General features: G+C 67.2%; 21 protein-coding genes. 8 read left to right on the forward strand and 13 right to left on the reverse strand.

Features of this window, described 5'->3' with window-relative positions:
• The first annotated feature begins 216 nt into the window (after positions 1–216).
• Together ABT313_RS14265 and ABT313_RS14270 are read left to right on the forward strand one after the other, a co-directional pair.
• Positions 217–657 carry a hypothetical protein gene (locus ABT313_RS14265; RefSeq protein WP_350852432.1) on the forward strand — a complete coding sequence of 147 codons (441 nt, stop codon included), beginning with the start codon at positions 217–219 and terminating at the stop codon, positions 655–657.
• Positions 654–2,789 carry a bifunctional polysaccharide deacetylase/glycosyltransferase family 2 protein gene (locus ABT313_RS14270; protein WP_350852435.1) on the forward strand — a complete coding sequence of 712 codons (2,136 nt, stop codon included), beginning with the start codon at positions 654–656 and terminating at the stop codon, positions 2,787–2,789. The genes ABT313_RS14265 and ABT313_RS14270 overlap by 4 nt, the downstream gene beginning before the upstream one ends.
• Here ABT313_RS14270 and ABT313_RS14275 read toward each other — a convergent pair.
• On the reverse strand, positions 2,779–3,441 hold the full coding sequence (locus tag ABT313_RS14275; protein ID WP_350852438.1) for a TetR/AcrR family transcriptional regulator: 663 nt from the start codon (positions 3,439–3,441) through the stop codon (positions 2,779–2,781). The two genes, ABT313_RS14270 and ABT313_RS14275, sit on opposite strands and share 11 nt — an antisense overlap.
• A 67-nt stretch (positions 3,442–3,508) precedes the next feature.
• Between ABT313_RS14275 and ABT313_RS14280 the strand changes: the two genes are divergently transcribed.
• Genes ABT313_RS14280 through ABT313_RS14305 form a run of 6 tightly spaced genes read left to right on the forward strand, consistent with a single transcriptional unit; the run spans position 3,509 to position 9,275 of the window.
• Positions 3,509–4,198 carry a DUF4386 domain-containing protein gene (locus ABT313_RS14280; RefSeq protein WP_350852441.1) on the forward strand — a complete coding sequence of 230 codons (690 nt, stop codon included), beginning with the start codon at positions 3,509–3,511 and terminating at the stop codon, positions 4,196–4,198.
• A gap of 3 nt (positions 4,199–4,201) precedes the next feature.
• Entirely contained in the window at positions 4,202–4,954 is a 753-nt protein-coding gene (locus ABT313_RS14285) for a S1 family peptidase (RefSeq protein ID WP_350852444.1), read from the forward strand.
• Between the two features lie 5 nt (positions 4,955–4,959).
• Positions 4,960–5,343: a cupin domain-containing protein gene (locus ABT313_RS14290; RefSeq protein ID WP_350852447.1), complete on the forward strand. Its 384-nt coding sequence runs from the start codon at positions 4,960–4,962 to the stop codon at positions 5,341–5,343.
• A 50-nt stretch (positions 5,344–5,393) separates the two neighbouring features.
• Positions 5,394–7,157, forward strand: a complete 1,764-nt coding sequence (locus ABT313_RS14295; protein WP_350852450.1) for a polysaccharide deacetylase family protein — start codon at positions 5,394–5,396, stop codon at positions 7,155–7,157.
• Entirely contained in the window at positions 7,139–8,287 is a 1,149-nt protein-coding gene (locus ABT313_RS14300; RefSeq protein WP_350852453.1) for a DegT/DnrJ/EryC1/StrS family aminotransferase, read from the forward strand. Before ABT313_RS14295 ends, ABT313_RS14300 begins: the two co-directional genes overlap by 19 nt.
• A 7-nt stretch (positions 8,288–8,294) precedes the next feature.
• The gene (locus ABT313_RS14305) at positions 8,295–9,275 is read left to right on the forward strand and encodes a phosphotransferase enzyme family protein (RefSeq protein ID WP_350852456.1); all 981 of its coding nucleotides are present in this window, start codon (positions 8,295–8,297) and stop codon (positions 9,273–9,275) included.
• Here the strand turns inward: ABT313_RS14305 and ABT313_RS14310 are convergent.
• The 12 genes from ABT313_RS14310 to ABT313_RS14365 form a co-directional block, all read right to left on the reverse strand.
• Positions 9,229–10,461, reverse strand: a complete 1,233-nt coding sequence (locus tag ABT313_RS14310; protein ID WP_350852459.1) for a hypothetical protein — start codon at positions 10,459–10,461, stop codon at positions 9,229–9,231. The genes ABT313_RS14305 and ABT313_RS14310 overlap by 47 nt on opposite strands.
• A gap of 51 nt (positions 10,462–10,512) precedes the next feature.
• Positions 10,513–11,286, reverse strand: a complete 774-nt coding sequence (locus ABT313_RS14315; protein WP_350852462.1) for an ATP-binding cassette domain-containing protein — start codon at positions 11,284–11,286, stop codon at positions 10,513–10,515.
• Positions 11,279–12,253 carry an ABC transporter ATP-binding protein gene (locus tag ABT313_RS14320; RefSeq protein WP_350852465.1) on the reverse strand — a complete coding sequence of 325 codons (975 nt, stop codon included), beginning with the start codon at positions 12,251–12,253 and terminating at the stop codon, positions 11,279–11,281. The genes ABT313_RS14315 and ABT313_RS14320 overlap by 8 nt, the downstream gene beginning before the upstream one ends.
• Entirely contained in the window at positions 12,250–13,158 is a 909-nt protein-coding gene (locus tag ABT313_RS14325; RefSeq protein WP_350852468.1) for an ABC transporter permease, read from the reverse strand. The genes ABT313_RS14320 and ABT313_RS14325 overlap by 4 nt, the downstream gene beginning before the upstream one ends.
• Positions 13,145–14,122 (reverse strand): ABC transporter permease, encoded by a 978-nt coding sequence (locus ABT313_RS14330; RefSeq protein ID WP_350852471.1) that lies wholly within the window; start codon positions 14,120–14,122, stop codon positions 13,145–13,147. The genes ABT313_RS14325 and ABT313_RS14330 overlap by 14 nt, the downstream gene beginning before the upstream one ends.
• Before the next feature lie 2 nt (positions 14,123–14,124).
• A complete protein-coding gene (locus ABT313_RS14335; protein WP_350852474.1) occupies positions 14,125–15,921 on the reverse strand; it encodes a peptide ABC transporter substrate-binding protein in 1,797 nt (598 codons plus the stop codon).
• A 138-nt stretch (positions 15,922–16,059) separates the two neighbouring features.
• Positions 16,060–17,625, reverse strand: a complete 1,566-nt coding sequence (aceB, locus tag ABT313_RS14340; protein WP_350852477.1) for a malate synthase A — start codon at positions 17,623–17,625, stop codon at positions 16,060–16,062.
• 10 nt (positions 17,626–17,635) lie between these two features.
• The gene (locus ABT313_RS14345) at positions 17,636–19,633 is read right to left on the reverse strand and encodes a beta-galactosidase (protein ID WP_350852480.1); all 1,998 of its coding nucleotides are present in this window, start codon (positions 19,631–19,633) and stop codon (positions 17,636–17,638) included.
• Between the two features lie 20 nt (positions 19,634–19,653).
• Positions 19,654–21,117, reverse strand: a complete 1,464-nt coding sequence (locus ABT313_RS14350; RefSeq protein WP_350852483.1) for a glycoside hydrolase family protein — start codon at positions 21,115–21,117, stop codon at positions 19,654–19,656.
• Entirely contained in the window at positions 21,114–21,929 is an 816-nt protein-coding gene (locus ABT313_RS14355; protein ID WP_350852486.1) for a carbohydrate ABC transporter permease, read from the reverse strand. Before ABT313_RS14355 ends, ABT313_RS14350 begins: the two co-directional genes overlap by 4 nt.
• Positions 21,926–22,858, reverse strand: coding sequence for a carbohydrate ABC transporter permease (locus ABT313_RS14360; protein WP_350852489.1), 933 nt, complete (start codon positions 22,856–22,858; stop codon positions 21,926–21,928). Before ABT313_RS14360 ends, ABT313_RS14355 begins: the two co-directional genes overlap by 4 nt.
• A gap of 5 nt (positions 22,859–22,863) precedes the next feature.
• Positions 22,864–24,165 carry an ABC transporter substrate-binding protein gene (locus tag ABT313_RS14365; RefSeq protein ID WP_350852492.1) on the reverse strand — a complete coding sequence of 434 codons (1,302 nt, stop codon included), beginning with the start codon at positions 24,163–24,165 and terminating at the stop codon, positions 22,864–22,866.
• Between the last annotated feature and the right edge of the window lie 131 nt (positions 24,166–24,296).

Here is a 24,296-nt window from a genome sequence, read left to right on the forward strand (position 1 = left end):
GTGTTTCTGTCCGGAGAATTCACCGGGCAAGGGGTTGCAGGAAGCTGCAAGAGCTTTAACGTCCCAAAACCGACACAGTTGGGCTAAGCTCCAGCGCTTGTGAAACCGCCTTCCCCGCGGCGGCCGGTCTTCCTGGATTCGACCGGACGCCGTCGTCGCACGATCCGAAGAACCGGGGCCTTCCTGGCCGTCCCTACTGTCGGTTACCTCATCCTCATGGCCAGTAGCCTTCTCGGCGGGCCGCGCATGGACACCCCGCTGATTCCGCTCCCCGAGGCCGCCAAACCTCACCACCGTCCTTCCCCGCCCGCCGAAGCCGCTGCGGATACACCCCGGCCCACCGAGGACCACACCGCGACGCCTGGCGACGGGCCTACCGAGCAGCCGTCGTCGACCACAGGTACGACGGCTCCCACCGACAGCCCGACCGCTGTCCCGACCACGACGCTCGTGCCGCCGCCGACCGTGGTCCCCCCGACACTGACCGTCGCACCGACGACCGCTCCGACCACGGCACCAGGCCGAACCAACTCGCCTACCGCGACCGCCACGCCGACCACCACGCCGACGGCGACCACGACCACGACCACGACCACGACGCACGGCAACAAGCCGACCACACCGCCCGGCCGGACCAAGACGCCGACCAAGCCGTGAGCCGGCCGGTCGCGCGGCGGGCCAAGCAGGTCCCGCTCCGGACGCACTGGTTCGTGCTGACGATGCTGCTGGTCTGTCTGTCCACGATGCTGCTGCTGAACGGCTACACGCACCACATGTTCGGCGCGGAGCCGGACGGCGCGGTCAAGGCGGCCGGCGGGTCCAGTACAGTGCCGCGGTCGATCGTGACCGGCGGCCCGGTCATCGACGCCGGCCCCGGCGTACCGCGCTCGGTGTCGCCGCACGCTCGTACCATCGCGCTCACGTTCGACGACGGGCCCGACCCGGTCTGGACGCCGAAGATCCTCGACCTGCTCCGGGCGCAGAAGGTCCACGCGACCTTCTTCGTCGTCGGTACGGCGGTCGCCGCGCACCCGGAGCTGGCCCGCCGCATAGTCGCCGAAGGCCACCAGATCGCCGTCCACACCTTCACCCACGCGAACCTGTCGACCACTGCGGGCTGGCGACGCTCCCTCGAGCTCCGGCAGAGCCAGCTGATCCTCGCCGGCGCCACCGGAGTCACTACGACGCTGCTCCGTCCCCCGTACTCCTCAGAGCCGAGGGCGCTCAGCGATCGCGACTGGGCCGCGCTGCAGCAGATCCGCCAGGCGGGTTATCTCGCCGTACTGACCAGCCAGGACAGTGAGGACTGGCGGCGCCCCGGGACCGACCAGGTGATCGCCAATTCGATGCCACGCAGCACTGCCGGACAGGTGCTGCTGATGCACGACGCCGGGGGTGACCGCAGCGAGACCGTCGAGGCGCTGAGCAAACTGCTGCCCCGGCTGAAAGCCCGCGGGTTCCGGTTCGCCACGGTCAGCGACGCAGTCGGTCTGCCGGACCCGACCCACCAAGCCGGCCTGCTCGACCGCGGCCGCGGTCTCGCGGTGATCTGGGTGATGCGGATCAGCGATGCCGTCCTGTCGTTGATCACCTGGCTCCTGTACGCCGCCGGCGCGCTGAGCGTGTTGCGTGCGATCACCACTGTCATCGCTGCTCGCCGGCATTCCCGGATGCGCGGCTGGACCTGGGGACCACCAGTGACCGAACCGGTCAGCGTGATCGTTCCGGCGTACAACGAGAGCGCCGGGATCGAGGCGGCGATCCGGTCGCTGGTCGCATCGGACCATCCGGTCGAAGTGATCGTCGTCGACGACGGGTCGACCGACGGTACGGCGGACGTCGTCGAGGCGCTGGTCAGGAACGAGGGCCTCCCCGGGGTCCGGGTGATCCGGCAGCCGAACGCGGGCAAGCCGGTCGCGCTCAACACCGGCCTCCGCGCCGCGCGGTACGAGCTGATCGTCATGGTCGACGGCGACACGGTCTTCGAACCGGATGCGGTCCGGAATCTCGTCCAGCCGTTCGCACACCCGGGTGTCGGGGCGGTGTCGGGCAATGCCAAGGTCGGCAACCGGCGCGGCCTGCTCGGCCGGTGGCAGCACATCGAGTACGTGATCGGGTTCAACCTGGACCGGCGGCTGTTCGATCTGGCCGAGTGCATGCCGACGGTCCCCGGCGCGGTCGGCGGGTTCCGCCGTACGGCGCTGGAGCGGATCGGCGGACTGAGCGACGTGACGCTCGCAGAGGACACCGACCTGACCATGGCGCTGTGCCGGGACGGGTGGCGGGTCGTCTACGAGGAGAGCGCGGTGGCGTGGACCGAAGCGCCGGCCTCGTTCGGCGCACTGTGGCGGCAGCGGTACCGCTGGTGCTACGGCACGCTGCAGGCGATGTGGAAGCACCGCGGCGCGATGGTGCAGCGCGGTACGGCCGGGAAGTTCGGGCGACGCGGGCTGACGTACCTGATGCTGTTCCAGGTACTGCTCCCGCTGCTGGCGCCGGTAGTGGACGTGTTCGCGATCTACGGCCTCGTGTTCCTCAACCCGGTCCGCGTGCTGTCCGTGTGGGTCGGCTTCGTACTCCTGCAGCTGGTCATGGGTTTCTACGCCTTCCGCCTGGACGGCGAACGGGCCGGTCCGCTGTGGACACTCCCGCTACAGCAGTTCGTCTACCGCCAGCTCATGTACCTGGTCGTCATCCAGTCGGTCTTCACCGCACTGGCCGGCACCCGGCTCCGCTGGCAACGCATGGAGCGCTACGGCAGCCTGCAGGCGCCGACTACTACTTCGTGATGCCGTCCAGGATGCGGTGCAGACCCCACAGGTACTGCTCGGTCGTGACGAAGCGGGCCATGGTCGGGACCGCGGCGGCGGACCGGGGGAAGACCTCTGCAGGGATCTGCTCGTAGGTGGCACGGCGGCGGGCGACGCGATCGGCCTCGGGCGGCAGGGGGCCGGGGCCGGTCTCGTCGGAAACCTCCAGCGCGATCGAGCCGAGGACGTAAACGATCAGCAGGTACGTCGAACGCGCGGCCTCGACCGGATCGACGCCGGCGTCGATGAGGAGACCGAGGAGGCGCTCGTTCAGCGCCGTCGTCCGGGGACCGTCCATCGGACCCGTCATCAGCAGCGCGCCGGCGCCGGGGTGGGCGACCAGATTCGCGCGGACGTCGAGCGCGAGGGCCTCGATACGGTCGCGCCAGGACAGTGACTCGTCGGCGAAACCGCCGCTGTCGGCGTCACCGAGCAGCTTCTCGACCAGCGCCGCGATCACGGCCGACTTGTCGGGGAAGTAGGTGTAGACGGCGTTCGGCGCGACGCCGACCTTCGCCGCGATGCCGCGGATCGACGCTTGGCCGCCCTCGTCCAGGAGCTGCAGCGCGGCGGTCAGGAGCTCGTCCTCGGTCAGGGTTCGTCGCGGCCCGGGCCGCCCTCTCGTAGCCATCTCTGGACAGCGTACAGAATTACCTGCAGACTATCTCTGTACGCCGTACAATTTCTTGGGAGGGGTCATGCGCCGTACCACCGGAATCCTGTTCGTGATCGCAGCCGTGAGCTTCGCCGTCGCCGCGAGCGTGCTGTCCGCGACGTTCGACTGGCCGGACATCCTGCGCGAGCCGGCCGACAAGGTGCTGAGGTCGTACGTCGACGGCGGCGCCGGCCTGACCTGGACCTGGTTCGCCACCGCCTGGACGTACGGGCTGCTGGCGATCCCGATCCTGTTGTTGCCGCAGGCAATCAAGCGGACGGACTCGACGATGCTGCGGGTCGCGACCGCGCTGGGCGCGATGTCGGTCCTGCTGTCGTTGATCGGCTTCCTGCGCTGGGTTTTCGTCGTACCGCCGTTGGCTCACGCCTACGTGGACGGGGATGCGTCGGCAGCCGCGGCCTGGACCGCGCAGCACCAGTTCGGCGGGGCGTTGCTGGGTGAGCATCTGGGGCAGGTGCTCGCGATCGTGTGGAGCGTTCTGGTGAGCGTCGTCATCCTGCAGACCGGGGTGTTGCCGCGGTGGATCGGCTGGGTCGGACTGGCGGCGAGTGCGCTCTACCTGGCGAACCAGGGCGACGTGCTCGCGACCGCCGTACCCGGCTTCCCGGTGTGGGATGCGGCCGGACTGCTCGGGAGTACGGCGTGGGGGTTGTGGACGATCCTGCTCGGCGTGGGAGTTTACTTGCAGCGATCGTTGTCTCACCTGGAGTAGTGAATGTTGAAGCGGGCTGCACTTGTTGTCGGGGTTCTGCTGGCCGTCACGGCCGGCGCGAAACCGGTCGTCGTCGGCGGGACGCTCGCGAGCGCCACCGAGGCGCCGTGGGCGATCGCGCTGAACAACACCCAGTCCGCGGATTCCAGCGGCCGGTACTGCGGCGCCACACTCGTGAAGCCGAACAAGATCGTCACGGCAGCGCACTGCATGGACGAGGACATCTCGACGTACTACGCGGTCCAGGGGCGGGCGAATCTCGCGGACGACTCCGTCGGGCAGACGTCGGCGATCAGCAAGGTGTGGATCCACCCGGGGTACAACACGAAGGACAACCGCTACGACTTCGCCGTACTGACGTTGGCGAAGCCGTTCACCGGAGTGCCGGTGCTGCCGCTGGAGACGCGGGCCCGGGCGGACCGCAACGGCGTCGTGCCGACGGTCTACGGCTGGGGCGACACGGAGGGAACCGGGCAGGACGACACCTTGCAGAAGGCCGCGGTGCCGGACCTCGGGGACAAGACCTGCTTGGCGGTGAAGAGCTACGTCACGAACGGGTACGCCGCCGCGACCAACGTCTGCGCCGGGTACCTCAACGGCGGGATCGACGCCTGCCAAGGCGATTCCGGCGGCCCGCTGGTGCTGAACGGCCGGCTGCTCGGTGTCGTCTCATGGGGACAAGGTTGCGCGCAGGCCGGTAAGCCCGGTGTCTACGCCGAGACCGCCGCCGTCGCGAAGGCGTTGCTGCAACACTGAGGGGTATGCCCGAACCAGTCCGAGTCATCAAGGCCGGCGACCTGGTCGCCGCTGATCCGACCGACGGCATGCTCCGGATGCGAGCCTTCGAACTCCCGATCCTGTGGGCCGGCCAGGTCATCACCCAGCCCGGCGCGATCTCCGGCTGGCACCACCACGACAAGAACGAGAGCAGCCTCTACATCGTCCGCGGCGTACTCCGCCTCGAGTTCGAGGGCACCGACGAGTACCTCGACGCGGTGGCCGGCGACTTCGTCCATGTCCCGGCCTTCACCATCCACCGCGAGAGCAACCCCAGTTCGGACCCGTCGCTTGCCATCATCGCCCGGGCCGGCGGCGGCATCCCGACCGTCAACGTCGACCCGCCGAGTTATTACGGGCGTCCATAACTGATATTTGGGTCTTGCCGAAGATAGAGGCGTGCGGCAGGGTTGGCCGCGTGCCAGAACGTCATGCGGTCTCGGTCGTGGACAACAAGGTGGCGACAGAGCAGGCCCACCAGGCGGGCCAGGACGCCTGGTGGGTCTATCTGGATGAGGTGCTCGGTCATCTGCGCCTGCCCTATCGGACGATCTCTCTGTCCGAAGCCCATGTTTCGGATAGTAGCATTCTGGTCTTCGCGACCACTGCCGAAGCCGACCCGGGGCTCGAGCAGTGGGTCCGCGACGGCGGCGTACTGATCCTGGTCGGCGACCCCGGTCCGCTGTCTGCACTTGCCGGGGTATCGGCGGACGGTCCGGTGCCGGAGGACCACGTCGTACTGGCCGAAAGCCCGGTGTGGTCGTCCCGGCCACCTGTTGCGTTGCACGCCGTCGGCGGGAGTCGGCTCACGGGGTCCGACGTCGAGGTGCTCGCACAGTGGGACTCCTCGGATGCGGCCGCGATCACGCTGCGCCGGCTCGGCCACGGCGTCGTGCTGACATACGGCGTCGACCTGTGGCAGAGCATCGTCCGCATCCAGCAGGGGTACGTCGTGACCGCGGACGGCGAACCGGCCACCGACGGTACCGCGCCGATCGACGACGGCGTCCTCAAGTGCGAGGACGGGATGACGCTCAGCTTCGAACGGGACCGCGCGATGCCGCCGGGTGAGCCGGAACTGGTCGAGCCGTTCACGCATACGTATCCACCGCCGAGCGCCGTTCCGATGTTCGACCAACCGCAGGCGGACTGGTGGTGCTCGCTGTTCGCGCAGAGCCTGTGGTGGGGCGCGGAACACACCGGCGCCGTGGTGCCGTGGCTCGGGTACTGGCCGGCCGGAGTCGACGCGGTTGCGCACATGTCGCACGACTCCGACGGCAATGAAGAGGAGGAGGGCCAGGCTGCACTCGACGCCTTCGCCGAGGCAGACGTCAAGGTCACCTGGTGTCACGTCTTCCCCGGCGGGTACTCCGCCGATCTGCACACCGCGATCACCGCGGCCGGACACGAGAATGCCCTGCATTACAACGCGATGGGCGACGCCGACCTCGCCGTCTGGGGCTGGCCGCAGATCCGGGCGCAGTACGCCTGGGCGCAGGCCGTCACGGGCACCGAGGACATCATCTCGAACAAGAACCACTACACCCGCTGGGAAGGCTGGACCGAGTTCTACCTCTGGTGCGAGCGGCTGGGCATCCAGATCGACGAGTCGCGCGGTCCGAGCAAGCAGGGTGATATCGGGTTCGTGTTCGGCGCGGCACACGTCTCGTACCCGATGGGACCAGTTGCTGAGGGCAACCGGTTGTTCGACGTACTGAATCTGCCGTTGCACACGCAGGATCTCGCGTGGGCCGGCCACTCCGCGGTGCGCGATGTGATCCTGGACGGCGCGCAGGCTGTCCACGGCGTTGCACACTTCCTGTTTCACGGTCCGCACCTGCACAAGCGGCCGGCGACCCGATCAGCCTGCCTTGAGCTCGCGGCCGAGGTGCGACGGCGTGGTATGCCGTGGTGGACGGCCGGCCGGATCAATGCCTGGGAGCGCGGCCGGCGCGGCGTGACCCTGTCGGTCGAGCCGGTGGCGGACGGGATTGCCGTGCAGGCGTTCGCGGTCGAGCCGGTGGCGGCTGCCGCGGTGCTGCTCGCCGTACCAGAAGGTTCAGACCCGATCGTCAAGGAGGGCGAGGGATCGGCCCGGCTGGTCGTCCGGCACGGCCGGTCCTTCGTCGAGCTGTCCGCAGATCTCGTTGCCGGAGACAACAGATGGGTGATCACGCCATGATGCCGGAGTGGCCGCAGTACGACGATGACGAGGCGAAGGCCCTGCTCGAGGTGTTGAACTCGGGGAACTGGGGCAGCACCAGCGGCGATGTCGTCGCGACGTTCGAGCGGGAGTTCGCGGCGTACCAGCAGGCGGGTTTCGGGATCTGCCTGAGCAACGGGACGCTGGCCATCGCGGCGGCGCTCCGGGCCGCGGGTGTCGGCATCGGCGACGAGGTGATCGTGCCGCCGTACACCTTCATCGCGACTGCCTCGGCGGCGCTGTTCGTGGGTGCGGTTCCGGTCTTCGCGGACGTGGACCCGGACACCCACCTACTCGATCCGGTGGCCGTCGAGGCCACGATCACCGAGCGGACGAAGGCGGTCGTCGTTGTCCATCTCGCCGGTCGCCCAGCTGACCTGGACGCGTTCACCGCGCTCGGGACGCGCCACGGCCTGACCATCGTCGAGGACGCTGCCCAGGCGCACGGCGCGGCGTACAAAGGCCGTCCGGTCGGCGCGATCGGCGACCTCGGCACGTTCAGCTTCCAGAGCAGCAAGAACATCACGGCCGGCGAGGGCGGCGCCGTCCTCACCGACAACGAGACGCTGGCCGGTGCCCTGTACTCGCTCGTCAATGTCGGCCGCGTGCCGGGCGGCGGCTGGTACCAACACGAGGCCGTCGGCTACAACCTCCGGCTGACCGAGTTCCAGGCCGCGATCCTCAGAGTCCAACTCCGCCGGCACCCCGCCGTCCAAGAGGTCCGCGAACGCAACGCCCGCCTGCTGACGGACCTCCTCCGCGACGTCGACGGCATCCACCTGGCTCCCGAAGACCCGGCCATCACCGCCCACGGCCGCCACCTGTTCCTCCTCCGGCTTCCCAACCGCCGCGACGCCGTCCTGCAGTCCCTCACCGCGGCCGGCCTCACCCGAGCCTCCAGCGGCTACGTCCCCCTGCACCGCAACGCCGCAGTGCTCCGCGAGGCGAAAACGATCAGCGACAAACTCGGCCAGCCCTACCCGACCGCCGACTGCCCGAACGCCGACGCAGTCTCGGCGGACACTATCTGGCTGCCCCAGACGTATCTCCTAGGTACCGAAGACCAAACGCGAACGATCGCCACCACGATCACCAACGCTGTCAGGTAGGGAGCCGTTGTACACACCGTCCCCCGAAGAGGTCGCGAACGCATTCGACCTGGGCGAGCCCGTCGGCGGGCTCGTGCACTTCAGGCGGGGCGGTGCCGACGTCTGGCGGCTCGACACCGCGACCGGAAGCTATTTCGTCAAAGGCTATTTGACGACTCCCGACGGTCAGTCGACCGACCAGCTGGCACATGCGATGGCGTTCGAGCGCGACGCGCGCGCGGCACACATCGACATGCCGGAGCCGGTCGTGCCGATCGATCCGCTCCTGGATTGGGTGACTCGCATCGAGGAGCGGCTGTTTCGGGTGTATCGCTGGATCGAGCACCGGACGTACGACGGAGACGTCTCGGCCTGGCTCGGGCGGACGATGGCGCAAGTCCATCAACTGCAGCCGGCCGGACCGATTGGGCTGCCCGAGTGGTGGCGGCCCGCGGTTCAATCACCCGAGACCTGGGAGGGCTGGTTCGCCAAGGCCAGAGAACGTGACGTGGCCTGGGCTGGACTCTGCGCGGACAGCCTCCCGCACATCCTCGCGGCCACCGAACGCCTCTCCGAACTGCTCGACGTCGCCCCGGACATCGTCACGACGCATGGTGACTTCAAGACCCACAACATCGTCATGTCCGACTCCGGCCCGGTCCTCGTCGACTGGGACAGCGTGCGAACCGACAGCGCGGCCCTCGAGGCCGGCCGGGTCGCCTACATCTTCGGCGCCGGCGACCCCGAGCAGATCAACCGGATCCTCACGGCGTACGTCGAAGCCGGCGGCGAGCTCGGATGGGCCGGGCCCGACCTGTTCCTGAGCGTGACCCGAAATCACCTCCAGATCCTCGCCGAGCAGATCCGCGTCTCACTCGGCGAGGCCACGGCGGCCGACTGGATGGGCGACCCCGCGACGATCGAGGCCACGATCGCCGATCTGCTGCTCAGGGCCGCCGGACTCAGTCAGCTTCCTCGTCGGTGCGGCGGCGGCGCACTCGGTCGGTGAGCCGGCTGGAAAGCTTGCCCGTTGTCGATCTGGCCAGGTCGAAGGTCTCGTTGCCGAGGCGCCTGGCGGCGTCGACGCCGTCGGCTCCCGCGTCGAATGCCTTGTCCCGCACTTCCGTGGCCGCGTCCGTCCACTTTCGCGCTTCCAGTGATTCGCGGCAGCGCTCGATCCCGAGCCGCCCGTGGAACTCCACGACGTTCTGCGCGACCTGGTTGCTCGAATCCACCACCTCCCGGGAGGAGGTCGGGTGCAGCAGCACCTTGGTGTTCGCCGTACCGGCGGCGGCATCCATGCGTGCCATCAGCCGCTCGGTGCTCCGCGAGATCAGATCCAGCCGGTTGTTCCGTGCCGCGCGGAGGGCGAGACGATGCCGGTCGAGCTCGTCCGGTGAGGCATCCAGGACGCGGTCGAGTTCGAGGATGCCGATCGCGTCCTGCAGCTGGAAGCAGCGGGCCAGCACGGCGAGCCATTCCTCAACCGTGGACCTGGCTTCCTTGGCCGTCTTGGCGAGCTCGCCGATCTTGGGCTCAGCTTCCAGCTTCTCCGCGAGGGCGTCGAGCTGACGCAGCGCGTACGCCTGGGTTGTCGCGATCGTCAGCGTCGTCGCCTGCACCTTCGACCACGTGACCTCCGAGACCCGGCCCACCTGGTCGCGAATCGTCATGGCCTCCCGCAGTACGAAATCCACGCCGATCAGGTCCGCGAACACGGAGTCCTTCTGGGCGCGGAGTACGTCGTCGACCTTCTTGTCGATCGTGGCGAGATAGTCGGTGATCTCGTCCATCGCCTGCTGCATGGCAAGCTGCGCCATGATCCCGGCCGCACCGGCCAGCACCGCCGGGTTGGTCAGCAACGAGCCCTTCGTGAACTCGACGAACCCTTTGATCTGGCCGTGATTCCCCTTCAACACCCCAGTCTTGTAACCCTTGGCGCTCTCCCTCAGCCCGAGCTTCTTCGCGAGCTGCGCGGATTCCTTGGTCATCTTCACCCAGCGACCCGAGTTGGCCGCAATCTCCGAGCCTGCCTGCGCGGCAATGGACCCGGCGCTGAGGGCAGAGCTGAGTCGCGGCAGTCCGAGGTCCTTCGATTGCAGTCCCTCTGAGACAAGAAAGCGCTCAACAGCTGCCGGGTCCCCGAGAACCGCCAACCCGTCGTCGTCGCTGATCAGCTGAATTTCGTCGTCCATCCCCGGCTTCCCCCACCTGCGATGAGTCGATGTCGCACACCGGCGACAAGACTACGACAGGACCGGGAGTACGGCGGAGAGAAGTTGCCGCGTGTAATCGTCCTTGGGGGCGCGGAACAGATGCTCGGTCGGGCCTTCTTCGACTACCTGGCCCTTGTTCATCACGGCTACCCGGTCGGCCAGGCGTTCGACCACGGCCAGGTTGTGGGAGATGAACAGCATGGAGAGGCCGAGTCGGTTGCGGAGGTCGGTGAACAGCTCGAGGATCTGCGCCTGGATCGAGACGTCCAGCGAGGAGGTCGGCTCGTCGCACACGAGTAGCTCCGGCTCGAGCGCCAGCGCGCGGGCGATCGCGATCCGCTGCTGCTGTCCGCCGGAGAACTGTCGCGGGTACAGCTCCGCGTTGTGGGTGTTGATGCCGACGAGGTCGAGAAGCTCGAGTGCTCGGGTACGGCGGGACGCCTTGTCGCCGCGGTCGTGCAGACGGAGCGGCTCCATCACGTTGCCGATCGCGCTGAAGTGTGGCAGGAGCGAGCCGTACGGGTTCTGGAAGACCATCTGCATGCGCGGCCGTAGCTCCCGCAGTTCACGTGCCGGCAGCTCGCCGAGGTCCTTCCCGTCGAACACGACGCGGCCCGACGTACACGTCTGCAATCCCATCATCAGCCGGGCCACTGTCGACTTCCCACTGCCGCTCTCGCCGACCAGGCCGAGCGTCTCGCCCCGATGCACGGTGAGCGAGACGTCATCGACAGCGCGAACCTCACCCGCACGGCTGCGGAAGACTTTGCTCACCGACTCGGCACGGACCAGTTCGTCAGGCATCGACAGTCACCTTCCAGCAGGCGGCGTCCCGGTCGGGGCCGATGGTCAGGATCTCCTGCTCGGTCTGGCACCGCGGCAGCTCGGCCCGCGCGCAGCGCGGATGGAACGCACACCCCACCGGACGCCGGGACAGGTCCGGCGGGCTGCCGGGGATCGGCCGGAGAGCCAACTCCCGCCCGCCGACCTCGACACTCGACCCGAGCAGCCCGACCGTGTACGGATGCCGCGGATCGTCGAGCAACGAAGCCATCGGCGCCCGCTCGACCACGCGACCGGCGTACATCACGACAGCGTCGTCGCAGAAGTACCGGGCGACACCGAGGTCGTGCGTGATCATGATCACCCCGGTGCCGCGGTCCTTCAGACCCTTCAACAGGTCCAGGATCTGACGCTGAACAGTCACGTCGACGGCCGTCGTCGGCTCGTCGGCGATGAGCAGGTCCGGCTCGGTCACCATCGCCATCGCGATCATCGCCCGCTGCCGCATCCCGCCGGACAACTGGAACGGGTACGTCCGGATCCGCTTCTCGGGGTCCGGAATACCGACATCACCCAAGGCCCGGATCGCCCGCTTGCGCGCTTCGGCCTTGTTGCACAGGCCGTGCCAGATCAGGTGCTCGGTGAGTTGGCGTTCCAGTGTCAGTGTCGGGTTCATCGCCTCCATCGCGCTCTGGAACACCATCGCGATCTCGCGGCCGCGGATCTTCCGCAGTTCCTTGTCGCCGATCGCGAGCAGGTCCCGGCCGCCGAAGTACGCCTGGCCGCCGGTGATCCGCGCGGTCCGCGGCAGGATCCCCATCACGCTGCGCATCGTCACGCTCTTGCCGCTGCCGCTCTCGCCGACGATTGCGAGCGCCTGCCCACGCCGTACGTCGAACGACACACCGTCGACCGCGGTCAACGAGCCGCCGTCCCGCTTGAACGTCGTCCGCAGGTCACGCACCGACAGCAAGGCCTCGTCGTTCATCGCTGCTCCCCGCTCGGGTCGAAGGCATCCCGTACGCCGTCACCGATCCACGTGAACGCCAGCAACGTCAACGCGAACAACACGGCCGGGGCGACCAGCATGTGCGGCGCCGCCAGCAGGTACCGGCTGCCCTCGCTGATCATCGCGCCCCACGACGGCGTCGGTGGCTGGACACCGAGGCCGAGCAGCGCCAGCCCGGCCTCGGCGGCGATCGCCGCCGGGATCGCGAAGCTGGTGGTGACCAGGATCGGCCCGATCGCGTTCGGCAGGATGTAGCGGATCGCGATCGTGCTGCCCTTCGCGCCCATCGACCGGGCCGCCTCGACGTACTCGCGTTCCTTGATCGTCATCACCTGCGCCCGGACCAGCCGGGCCTGGGTGACCCAGGACGCGATCCCGATCGCGACCACCAGCGCGAAGATGCTGCGACCGAGCACCGTCACCATCACCACCGCGAACAGATAACTCGGGAACGCGTACATCACATCGGTGAATGCCATCAGCAACGATTCGACCCGGCCGCCGAGATACCCGGCGAGCAGTCCGATCGCCAGCGCCAGCACGAGCGCGGTCAACTCGGCGCCGAAGGCAACCGTCAAGGCTGTCTGCAGACCGTAGATCAGCCGGCTGAGAATGTCCCGCCCGAGCAGATCGGTCCCGAGCAGATGCCCCTCGGAGCCGGGCCCGGCCAGCTTGTGCTGGATGTCGGTCTCTTCATAGCCGTACGGCGCGATCAGCGGCGCCGCGATCGCCGTGATGATCAGCAGCGAGCAGAAGATCAGACTGCCGAACGCCAACCGGTGCTTGCGAAACCGCGACCAGGCCCGGGCCAACGGCCCACGTGCGGCCCGCTCAGTCTGCTCGGACTCACCGGTAGCGGCCGAGATGCCTTCAGTGGCCGTCATCGGAAACACCTCCCACCGTGCGGATGCGGGGATCGAGGAAGCGATAGATCAGGTCGACGGCCAGGTTCGTCACCATCAGGATCAGCGCGAAGAACAACGCCGTACCCATCAGCAGCGGCATGTCCCGGCTGGCGGCCGCGTTCGCGAAGTACAGCCCGAGCCCCGGGATCCGCAGCAGCGCCTCGACGAACACAGTCCCGGTCATCAAGGCCGCCAGCAGCGGTCCGGCCACGGTGACCAACGGGATCAACGAGTTGCGCAACGCATGCCGGACGATCACCGTACGCCGCGGGCCGCCCTTGGCGATCGCGGCCGTGACGTACTCCTCGCGCAACGTCTCCAGCATGCTCGACCGCACGTACCGCGCGAGCACCGCCGCCGGCCCGAGGCTGAGCGCGAGCACCGGCAGGATCAGGTCCTTCGGGCCGTTCCAGCCGCCGGACGGCAACAACTTCAAGGTTGCCGAGAACAACAAGATCATGAACGCCGCACTCAGATAGCTGGGCAGTGCGTGCCCGAGCGTGACCACGAACATCGTCCCGTGATCGGTCTTGCTGTTCTGCCGCAACGCCGCGAACACCCCGACCGGTACGGCGATCAGCAGCGCGAGCAGGACCGCGAGCAACGCCAGCGTGGCCGACACCGGGAACGCCTCCGCGATGATGTCCTGCACATTGCGGCTCGCGTACTTGTACGACGGCCCGAAGTCCCAGACGACCGCGCCCTTCATGAAGATCAGATACTGCTTCCAGACCGGTACGTCGGCGCCGTACCGGCTCTCGAGCTCGCCGACCATCGATTCGGTGCCGACACCGCCGAAGTTCGTCGCGCCGCTGTTCACCCGCTGCAGGTCCGCGAAGTTGCCGGGGGCAAGTTGTAGCAGCGTGAAGGTCAGGATCGACACCGCGATCAGGGACAGGACCAACCGCACCAGCCGCTTACCGATGTAGCCGGCGAGCCTCACGGTCAGCTCCCTACGCTCAGCGGCTTGAGGTAGAAGTAGTCCGGGTACGCGCGCAACTGCAGGCCGTGCACCTTCGGTTTGACCGCGTGGAACAGGCTCAGCCAGAGCACCGGCAGGTACAGGTACTGCTCCTCGCGCAGCTTGGCGGCCTGCTTGTACAGGTCGGTGCGCTTCGCGTCGTCCGGCTCGACGTTGGCCTTGTCGACCAACGAGCCGATCTCCCGCGCGGGAGCCGAAGCGTGCTCGGCCAGGATCGCGTTGAGTTGCGCGGTCTTGTCGGCCGGCTTCAGGTTCTTGTTGTCCTGCAAGGCCTGGTACTTCTGCCACTGGTCGCTCGGCAGGCTGATCTCCTGTACGTTCTTCGGCGACCAGAGCGAACCGACCATCGTCGGCCACGTCGGCAACCCGGCGAACGTGCCGTAGTAGAAGCCGATGTAGTTGCCCTTCTGGACCTGCCAGCGCCGCTCGGTGTACACACCGGCCTCGACGTGGTCGACGCTCGCCTTGATGCCGAGCTGCTTGGTCCAGCTGTCCACGATCGCATCGGCGAGCGTGGTATCCGGGACGCCGACCAGGAGCCGCACCGGCGGCAGGCCCTGCCCGTTCGGATAGCCGGCCTCGGCCAGCAGCCGCTTCGCCTCGGCGGTGTCGTCCTTGATCCCGATGCTCTCGTCCCAGCCGGCGGTCCGGCTGGTCACCAGCGAAACCCCGGGCTCCTGACCCGGCTGCACACCGGCCAGCGTCTTGCGGTCGAGCGCGAGCGACAACGCCTTGCGGACCCGGACGTCCTCCATCGCCTTGTGCTGGCTCCGGAGCTTCGCCAGGTACAGGATGCTGTAGTTCTCGGTCTGCTGGAGCTGCTTCGACAGGTCCGCATCCTTCTGGAACCGCAGTACGTCGGGGCCGGCGAGCTGGACCAGGTCCGTCTCGCCGTTCTCGTACGGCACGGTCGCGGTCGCCGCCGCGCTGGGCTCGACGAGGTTGACCTGGATCCGGCCCAGCTTCACGTTGTCGCGGTCCCAGTACTTCTCGTTGGGCACCAGGATCAGCCGCGAGTTCGCGACCCATTCGCTGACCGTGTACGGACCGTTGGACACGTAGTTCGGCGGGTTCTGCCAGTCCTTCGGCTTGCTCTCGACCAGGTCCATCGGCAGCGGCAGCATCGCCGGGTGGGTGAGCGCCAGCAGGAAGTCCGGGTTCGGGTTCGAGAGGGTCAGGACCAGCTCGTGGTCCCCGTTCGCCTTCACGCCGACCTTCGACCAGTCGGTCAGTACGCCGGACAGGAAGTCCTGGGCGCCCTTGATCCCGGTCGCGGTCTGGTAGCTGTTGGCACCGAGCGTCGTACCGCCGGCCGAGCCGCCCGCGGGGGTGAACAGCCGCTTGTACGTCCGCTCGAAGTCCTTGGCGACGACCGGCTTGCCGTCGGACCACTGAGCGTTGTCGCGGAGGGTGAACGTGTAGGTCAGGTGGTCGTCGGAGATCTTCCACTCGGACGCGACGGCCGGCTGGACGTTGTCGCCCTTCTCCGTCTGGGTGACCAGGCCCTCGGAGATCCCGCGGCTGAGGATCCACATTCCGTTGGTGATCACCTGGGGGTCGAGCACCTCGACCGGGACGTAGTCGATCTTCAGCGTCGACTGGCCGCCGGCGGCCTTGTCGTTGTCGTCGCCGAACAGGCCGCAGCCGGTCAGCGACCAGCTGCCGCCGAGGGCGGCGATGGTCAGACCGGACAGTCGCAGGAAGTCGCGCCGGGTCTGACCGACCGGCGGCACCGAGGTGGACCACACAGGCTTGGGCAAGGGAGTGCCGCCTTTCTGGCGTCCGGAACTCGACTTATGGTCGCGACCGTAGGGCCGTCGCAGCGTCGATGTCAACGCTTTACGGCCATTACCGAAAAGATCGTGACCAGCGGTCCAGAAAGGCGGCAGATCTCCTTGTCAGCTGAAGCGTTCGTACGCCGGGAGCGTGAGGAAGTCGGTGTACTCGTCGGCCAGGGCCACCTCGAGGAACAGCGAGCGGGCCGCACCGTAGCGATCAGGGTTGCCGAGCTTGCCGATCTCATCGTCCGCGATCCGCTCGACCAGATCGGTGGTTACGGTCTCGCCGGTGTCGAGGACGACCTGGTTGCGGCGCCACTGCCAGATCTGCGAGCGGGAGATCTCCGCGGTGGCCGCGTCCTCCATCAGGTTGAAGATGCCGACGGCACCGGTGCCCTCGAGCCAGGCGGCCAGATACTGCACGGCGACGCTGACGTTGTTGCGCAGGCCGGCCTCGGTGACCTCACCCGGCGTGGCAGCTACGTCCAGCAGCTGCTCGGCCGTGACTGCGACGTCCTCGCGGAGCTTGTCGACCTGGTTCGGCTTGTCGCCGAGCACCGAGTCGAACACCGCCCGGCAGGTCTCGACCATGCCCGGGTGCGCGACCCACGAGCCGTCGAAGCCGTCCCCGGCCTCGCGGGTCTTGTCGGCCTGGACCTTCGCGAACGCCTGCTCGTTCACCGCGGGGTCCTTGCTCGGGATGAACGCCGCCATCCCGCCGATCGCGTGTGCGCCGCGCTTGTGGCACGTCCGCACCAGGAGCTCGGTGTAGGCGCGCATGAACGGCACCGTCATCGTCACGCTGTTCCGGTCCGGCAGCTGGAAGTCCGTGCCGCGGGTCCGGTGGGTCTTGATCACGCTGAACATGTAGTCCCAGCGCCCGGCGTTCAGGCCGGCGGAGTGGTCCCGCAGTTCGTACAGGATCTCTTCCATCTCGAACGCGGCCGGGTACGTCTCGATCAGCACGGTCGCCCGGATCGTCCCGCGCGGGATCCCGATCGTGTCCTGCGCGGTCACGAACACGTCGTTCCAGAGTCGCGCCTCCAGGTGCGACTCCATCTTCGGCAGGTAGAAGTACGGCCCCTGCCCGCGGGCGATCTGCAGCTCCGCGCAGGCGGCGAAGTACAGCGCGAAGTCGACCAGCGAACCGCTGACCGGCTGGCCGTCGACCTGGATGTGCTTCTCCGGCAGGTGCCAGCCCCGCGGCCGGACGACGATCGTCGCGAGCTCCTCGTCCGGCTTCAGCGCGTAGCTCTTCGCGTCGGTGCTGAAGTCGATCCGCCGGGTGATCGCGTCGAGCAGGTTGAGCTGACCGCCGACCACGTTCTCCCAGGTGGGCGTGTTCGCGTCCTCCTGGTCGGCCAGCCAGACCTTGGCGCCGGAGTTCAGCGCGTTGATCGTCATCTTCCGGTCGGTCGGGCCGGTGATCTCGACCCGCCGGTCGACCAGGCCCGGAGCGGCGGGCGCAACCCGCCACTCCGGGTCGTCCCGGACGTCCTTCGTCTCCGGCAGGAACCCCAGCGACGCCCCGGCCGCGATCTCCGCGACCCGCTGCTCGCGGCGCTCCAGCAGCTCTTTGCGTCGCCCGTCGTACGTGCGGTGCAAGGTCTCGATGAGTCCGAGCGCGCGCTCGGTGAGAATCTCGTCGTACCGCTCGTTCATCGGGCCGGTGACGTCGATGGACACTAGGGGCTCCTTAGCTGACTACTACGACTTCGTGATCGGTGATGCGGTCTACCTCGACCGTAATCCAGCCGTCCTGCTCCTTCACTTCTACCTCATCACCCGAGACGAGGAGTCGCGCTCGCGACCCGGTCACCCTGAGCGACACCGTGAACGGCCCGGCGGGCGTGAACTCCTCCAGACGGCCGCGCCAGGCGCCACCCTGATCAAGGTTGACCAGGTGCAGGACGTGCCGGTCACCCTGCTTGTAGAGCTGACAATCCAGTACGCCGGCACCGTCCACGCGCAGCGGGTTGCCGTCGTGCCGGACCAGGTTCGCGAGCACCTTCCCGTGATCCGGGTGATGATGCTTCGCGTACTGCCGATCGAGGTCGGCCGCGAGGTACGCCGTACGCTCGCCGAGTACCAGCGCCGGGGTGTCGCCCCGCGGCTCCTCCATCCACGACTTCTCCGGCGGATAGATCGGGAACGGCGGGATCCAGGTCAGCGCAGGCTTGTCCGCCTCCACCACCTCCAACTGCCCGCCGAACGGCAGGACGTCGGTGTCGCCGTCGAAAACCGACCGGTCCTCGATCCGCAGGTAGCTGTGACTGTCGTAGTTCTCCCAGTCCGTCACCGTCCCGTCGCCCAGCCGCTTGCCTGTGTGCCGGACTCCCAGCAGGTCACCCAATGCCCAGTCGTCGCGGCGATCGCCCCACTCGTCGTAGAGCCCCGACTCGCCGGTCACGACCAGACGGCCGCTGTAGGCCTGCAGTTGCGCGATCTGCTCGTCGGTCAGCACACCGACGTTCGGTACGACGATCACGTCGAAGCGATCGTCGACCTCGGTCGTCGGCAGGTACGGGATGCGTGCCCGGACGAGCGCATCCACCCACCCGCGGTAGGGCAGCTGACTCACCGTCTCCGGCTCGTCCTTCCCGTGGAAGTCGACACTGCGCTGACTCCACAACAGCCCGACCGTAGCCACCGGCTCCCGATCGACGAGGAACTCCTCGTTGGCCTGGTGCCACTCGAAAAGCGGCTGCGCCGTCGCGTACTGCCGACGGTCGTCATGCACCGACCCGATGTGATGCCACCACGGCTGGATCCCGCCGGCCCAGCCCTCGATGGCCCACATCCGCGCCTCCGGCTCGGGTTTGCTCCCGAGCCGGAACGTCGGTACGCCGGCGTCGTACATCGCCGTGCTCTCCGGGATCAGCGTGTCCCAGCCGAGCAGCCCGTGCAGGCGCTTGCCGGAGTCCGCGTTCGCCTGGAACCCGGACTCCTCGTGCCGCCACTGCGAGTCCAGCATGAAGATCGACGCCCGCTTGCAGATCGCGACGTCGTCGCGCAGCCTCTTGCTCTGCGCAACGACCTCGCCCCCGTTCATCCCGATCCACAAACAGTCCGGACCGCCCGCACGCCGGGTCACTTCGTTGTTCAGGTCCCACACCGCGAGCCGCTGGTCGTAACTCCAGCGGATCCACTGTCGGTAGACCGGGTCGGTCCAGTCCGGTGACTTGGGCAGGTCCTGACCGAAGCTGTCACGGCAGTTCGGGCAGTAGCAGATCGAGTCGCGCCCGAGGCCGCTCCAGCTGTTGTCGGTCAGGCCGTCCGGTCCGGTGCGTTCGATGATCTCCTCGAGGATCCCGGTGAGGAAGTCCTTGTAGTACGGGCCGGTGACACAGGCGACGTACAGCTGGCCGGCCCGATAAGGGTTGCCGTCGGCATCGATCGCGAACCAGTCCGGATGCGCGTCGTACAAGGGCTGGTGCGCCCGGTTCGAGTCCATCCGGGCCAGCACCGTCAGCCCGTCCTCCTGCGCGAGCTTCGCGATCTCGCCGTACAGGTCACGATCACCGAGGTACTCCGCCCGGTGCTGCAGCTCGAACTTGCTCGGGTAGTACGCGACGATCCCGCCGGCGTTGACGATCACCCCTTGGATCTTCGTACGACGCCAGTGCTGCCGCCACCACTCGGCGTCGTACCGGGCCGGATCCTTCTCGGTGAGATTCGTCTGCGCCCACCGCAAGGTCCTTTGATACCAAGGTTTCACTTCAGGCTCCGGACCGCGTCGCCCGCGCCGGACAGGTTCTCCAGCAGCATCTCGGAGTACTTGCGGCTGAGTACGACGCCTTCCGCGCCGCCCGCGAACGCTGCCAGCGTGGCGTCCCGCACAGACTCGCGGGTGCACGCGGTGAGCTCACCCTCGTTGTCGTCCCAGTTGATCTTGGTCCCGAGATCGCGCGGCTTCTCGAGCCCGCGCTGCTTGGCGACGCCCACCGGAATATCGATGTCGATACCCGGGTAGATCTTGCTCTGACCGCCGACTCCGGCGACGGCGCGTGCGGTCTCCCGGCGTACGTACTCCGCGGTGAAACCGGCCTGCGGCAGCTTCGCGTAGTCACCCTCGTCGAGCTGCAGCAGCTTCATCATCAGCGGGTAGACGTCATCGGGCTCGGCGTCCGCGAACAGCGCACCGCAGATGCTCTTGATCCAGGTGAAGAACCGCGGCCCGGCGCAGTTGTTGTAGATGACCACCTTGATGAAGTCGGAGAACTTCGCCATCTCGGTGTAGTCCTGATCCGCCCGGTAGAACGGGCTGAACGAGATGTTGTGATACACGTGCCAACCGACCTCGACCTCCGGCGAGATCGACTTGGCCACACCGTAGATGTCGCGGTACAGCTGGCGCTGGCTCTCCGTCCACAACGTCTGCCAGGCCAGTACTTCGGGGAAGTTGAGCAGGATCCGCCAGAAGGTGACGAACGCACCGTCGACCGGGCGCTCTCCGGCGCCGACCCGGGCGTTCCAGTCGACCAGCTCGCGGTAGCCCTGCATCGCCCGGTTCACGTCGATCCCACGCTCGCGGGCGACCGCGCGGCAGTGCGGGCAGAAGCAGCCGATCTCCGCCACGTCCGGCGTACTCTGCATCAGCAGGTTCAGCGGACCGGGCCGCTCGGAGCACCAGGCCAGGCCGTCGAGCTCGTAGCTCTGCACGTAGTCCTCGACGAAGCCGAGGTGCCAGTTCCGGTAATCGGGGTTGTTGAAGCACGGACGCCGTCCCGGCCGGCCCCAGGCGTCCACCTCGAGCACCTTGGCGAAGTTCGGGTAGGTACGAAGCTGCCGAGCGCCTCCACTTTCCTCCATCCAGGCGTAGGACTTGATGCCGCGCTCCTTCGCCTTCGGGATCACCTCCGCGAACAGGTCGAGCTCCGGATGCTCGGGCGCCTGCCCGGCAGAGCCGAGGACGGTGTTCCCGTAGTACTGCGGGTGCGTGGTCGCGTAGTTCCCGCCGACCCAGCCGAGGTCGTACTCCTGGACGCCGTGGTCGGGGATCGGGTGGCCGGGAATCTGCCGGCCGCCGGTTCCCCGGGTCCAGGTCGGTGTGGCCAGGAACAGCGCGTTGACCGCGCCGCGCTCGGCCAGGATGTCGAGTGTCTGGTCGACGCCTTCGTCGACGAACGAGATGGCTCCGATCTGCATGGCAACGACCCGATCGGGCACGATGCTCACCCCTTCATTCCTGTCATCGTGATGCCTTGGATGAAATAGCGCTGGGCGAAAAGGAAGACGGCGATGACCGGTACGACGGAGATCGTCGCGCCTGCCATCAGCAGACTGATCTTGGTGAAGTACTCGCCCTGGAACTGGGCGAGCGCCACCGGCAACGTCTGCAGGTTCTCGGACGTGATGTAGATCAACGGACCGAACAGGTCGTTCCACGATTCGAGGAACGTGAAGACCCCGATCGCGGCGAGCGCCGGCTTGGTCTGCGGCAGCATGATCCGCCAATAGATCCCGAACGTGGACGCGCCGTCGATCTTGCCGGCGTCCTCGAGCTCGTTCGGAATGGTCAGGAACGACTGCCGCATGAGGAAGGTCGCGAACACCGGAGTGAGCACCTTCGGCACCCACAGCGGGTACTGCGTGTCCACCCAGCCGATGTGCTGGAAGACGATGTACTGCGGGATCAGGTACGCGATCCCCGGGATGATCGAGGTGGCGAGCAGCACCATGAACGCGATGTCCCGGCCGGCGAACTTCAGCCGCGCGAACGCGTAGCCGGCCATCGACGCGACGATCAGGATGCCGATCACGTTGAAGGCGGCGAGTTTCACGCTGTTCCACAGGAACACCGGGATCAGGTCGAACACCTCGCCGTAGTTGCTCCACTGGGTGTCCGTGGGCAGGAACTTCGGCGGCGAACTCAGCACCTTCGCCTCGGGCCGCAGTGACGCACTGATCATCCAGACCAGCGGCGCCAGGAACGCGACCGCGAACAACGACATCACGACGTACTGCGAAGTCTTTCCGACGATTCTCATGAGTAGAACACCCACCTCTTCTGCAGCTTCCACTGCAGGAAGGTGACGGCCGCGATCACCACGAACAGGATCCACGCCATCGCCGAGGCGTAGCCGACCTTCCCGTAGCTGAACGCGTTCTGATAGATGTTGTAGATGTAGACGCTGGTGGCGTGACCGGGCCCGCCTTTGGTCATCACGTAGATCAGGCCGAAGACCTGGAACGACGAGATGAACTGCGTGATCAGCAGGAACAGGAAGTGCGGTGTCAGCAGCGGCAACGTGATGAACCGCAGCCGCTGCCACGCTCCGGCGCCGTCGATCTTCGCGGACTCGAAGAACTCGTTCGGCAGGCCCTGCAGACCGGCGAGCAGGATGATCATCGGGTAGCCGATGCCCTGCCAGACGCTGACCATGATCACGGCCGGCATCGCCCAACTCGAGCTCGACAGCCATTGCGGCCCGCTGATCCCGAGCTGGCTGAGCAGACCGTTGATCACGCCGTTGTCGGGTTGGAAGAACCAGAACCAGACGAACCCGATCGCCACCACGTTCGTCACGTACGGCGCGAAGTACGCCGTCCGGAAGAACGCGACGCCCTTGATCGGGCGGGCGCACAGCAACGCCAGGACCAGGCCGATGCCGATCGTCAGCGGGATGCTCGCCAGCGTGAAGTAGACCGTGTTCTTGAATGTCTGCAGGAAGAGCGGGTCGTCGGTGAACATCTCGGAGAAGTTCTTCAAGCCGACGAACTTCGGCGGCGAGATGCCGTTCCAATCGGTCAGCGACGCGACGATCGAGACCAGGATCGGGAAGAACTGGAACGCCACCACCCCGACCACGATCGGGCTGATGAACAGCCAGCCGGTCAGGTTCTGTTTGCGGCGGGCGCGGCGTACGTCGTTGACCCGGACCGCGGTCTTGTCGCGCTCCATCGTGATGGTTGCCATCGACATCAACCCTTCAAGGCGTTCTCCACCTGTGATTTGACGCCTTGGAGAACGTCGGCGACCGGCTTCTCGCAGTTGTAGGCCGTGTCCAGCGCGGGCCGGTACAGCTCGCGGGCGCCGATGGTGTTCTTGGTCTGGTTGGTCGCGGTCAGGTGCTTCGAGGCCTCGGCGAACAGCTCGATATGCGCTGGCGCCTTCCCGTTCGGCGCCAGGTCGGCCGCCGCCTTGAGGTTGATCGGGGTGAACGCGCCGCCCTGGAGCAGGATCTTGCCGCCGTCCTCACTGGCGAGGTACTTCAGCAGGTCCCAGGCCGCGTCGGGGTTCTTCGCCTTCTTCGGGATGCAGAACACGATCACGCTGGACTCGGTCTTCTGCTCCACGTCACCAGGCGGCGGAGCGACGTCCCAGGTGAAGTCCTTGACCGTCTGCCGCATGTACGGCACGGTGCCGAAGGTCGCGAACATCATGGCGATCTTGCCCTGGGCAAACATCTGGTTCTGGATGCTGTCCTGCTGCAGCGCCGACCACGGCGGTTGCACCTTGTCCTTGCAGGTCAGGTCCGTGGCCCACTGCAGCGCCTCGGACTCCTTCGAGTCCGACAGCGTGAACTGCGTGCCGTCCTTGGAGAAGATGCCGGTCTGACTGCCGTGGTTGACCGTGAACGTCTGCTCGTACCCGGTGTCCAGGTAGACCAGCGCGCCGTACTGCTTCTTCGCCGGGTCGGTGAGCTTCTTCGCCTTCTCCTCGAAGTCGGACCAGGTCCAGCCGTCGTGCGACCACGTCGTCGGCGGCAGCGGTACGCCGGCCTGCTTGAACAGATCGACGTTGTAGAAGATCAGGCGGGGCTCGTAGCCGAGGACCCACGCGGTGTGCGAGCCGTCGGGCTGCTGCGGGAAGTCGAACGTCTCTTTGGCGAACTGCGACGTATCGAGCTTGTCCTTGTCGATGTAGGGCTTCAGGTCCAGCAGGGCTCCCTGCTGGGAGAAACCGCGGACGAAGTCGTCGTTGATCCGCATCACGTCCGGCGGACTGCCGCCCGCGATCAGCGTGCGCATCTTGGTGTCGTATTCCTGGGTGACGGCGGGCTGGATGGTGACCTTGGTGCCCGATTCCTTCTCGAACGCCTGGATCGCCTGCTCCAGCGGGTTGCCCTTGACCTGCTCCCAGTTGAGGAAGGTGAGGCTCTTGCCCCCACCTCCACCTGCATTGCCGTTGCCGCCGCAGCCGGCCAGTACTCCCGCAGCTGCGGCTCCCGTCAGTCCGGCGAGAAACCTGCGGCGGCTCAGGTTGGAGAAGTGTGTCTGCACCGGAATCTCCCATCCACTTCGGGATGAATACGTATACAATGAATACGTATACACACTGCCTCCGGCGTGGTCAACGGCCTGGGGCGAGACTCTTGAGTAGGGTTCAGCATTTGGACGATGAGGGGAGGCGG

It is taken from the genome of Kribbella sp. NPDC000426 (genome assembly GCF_040300265.1).
Lineage (GTDB): Bacteria > Actinomycetota > Actinomycetes > Propionibacteriales > Kribbellaceae > Kribbella.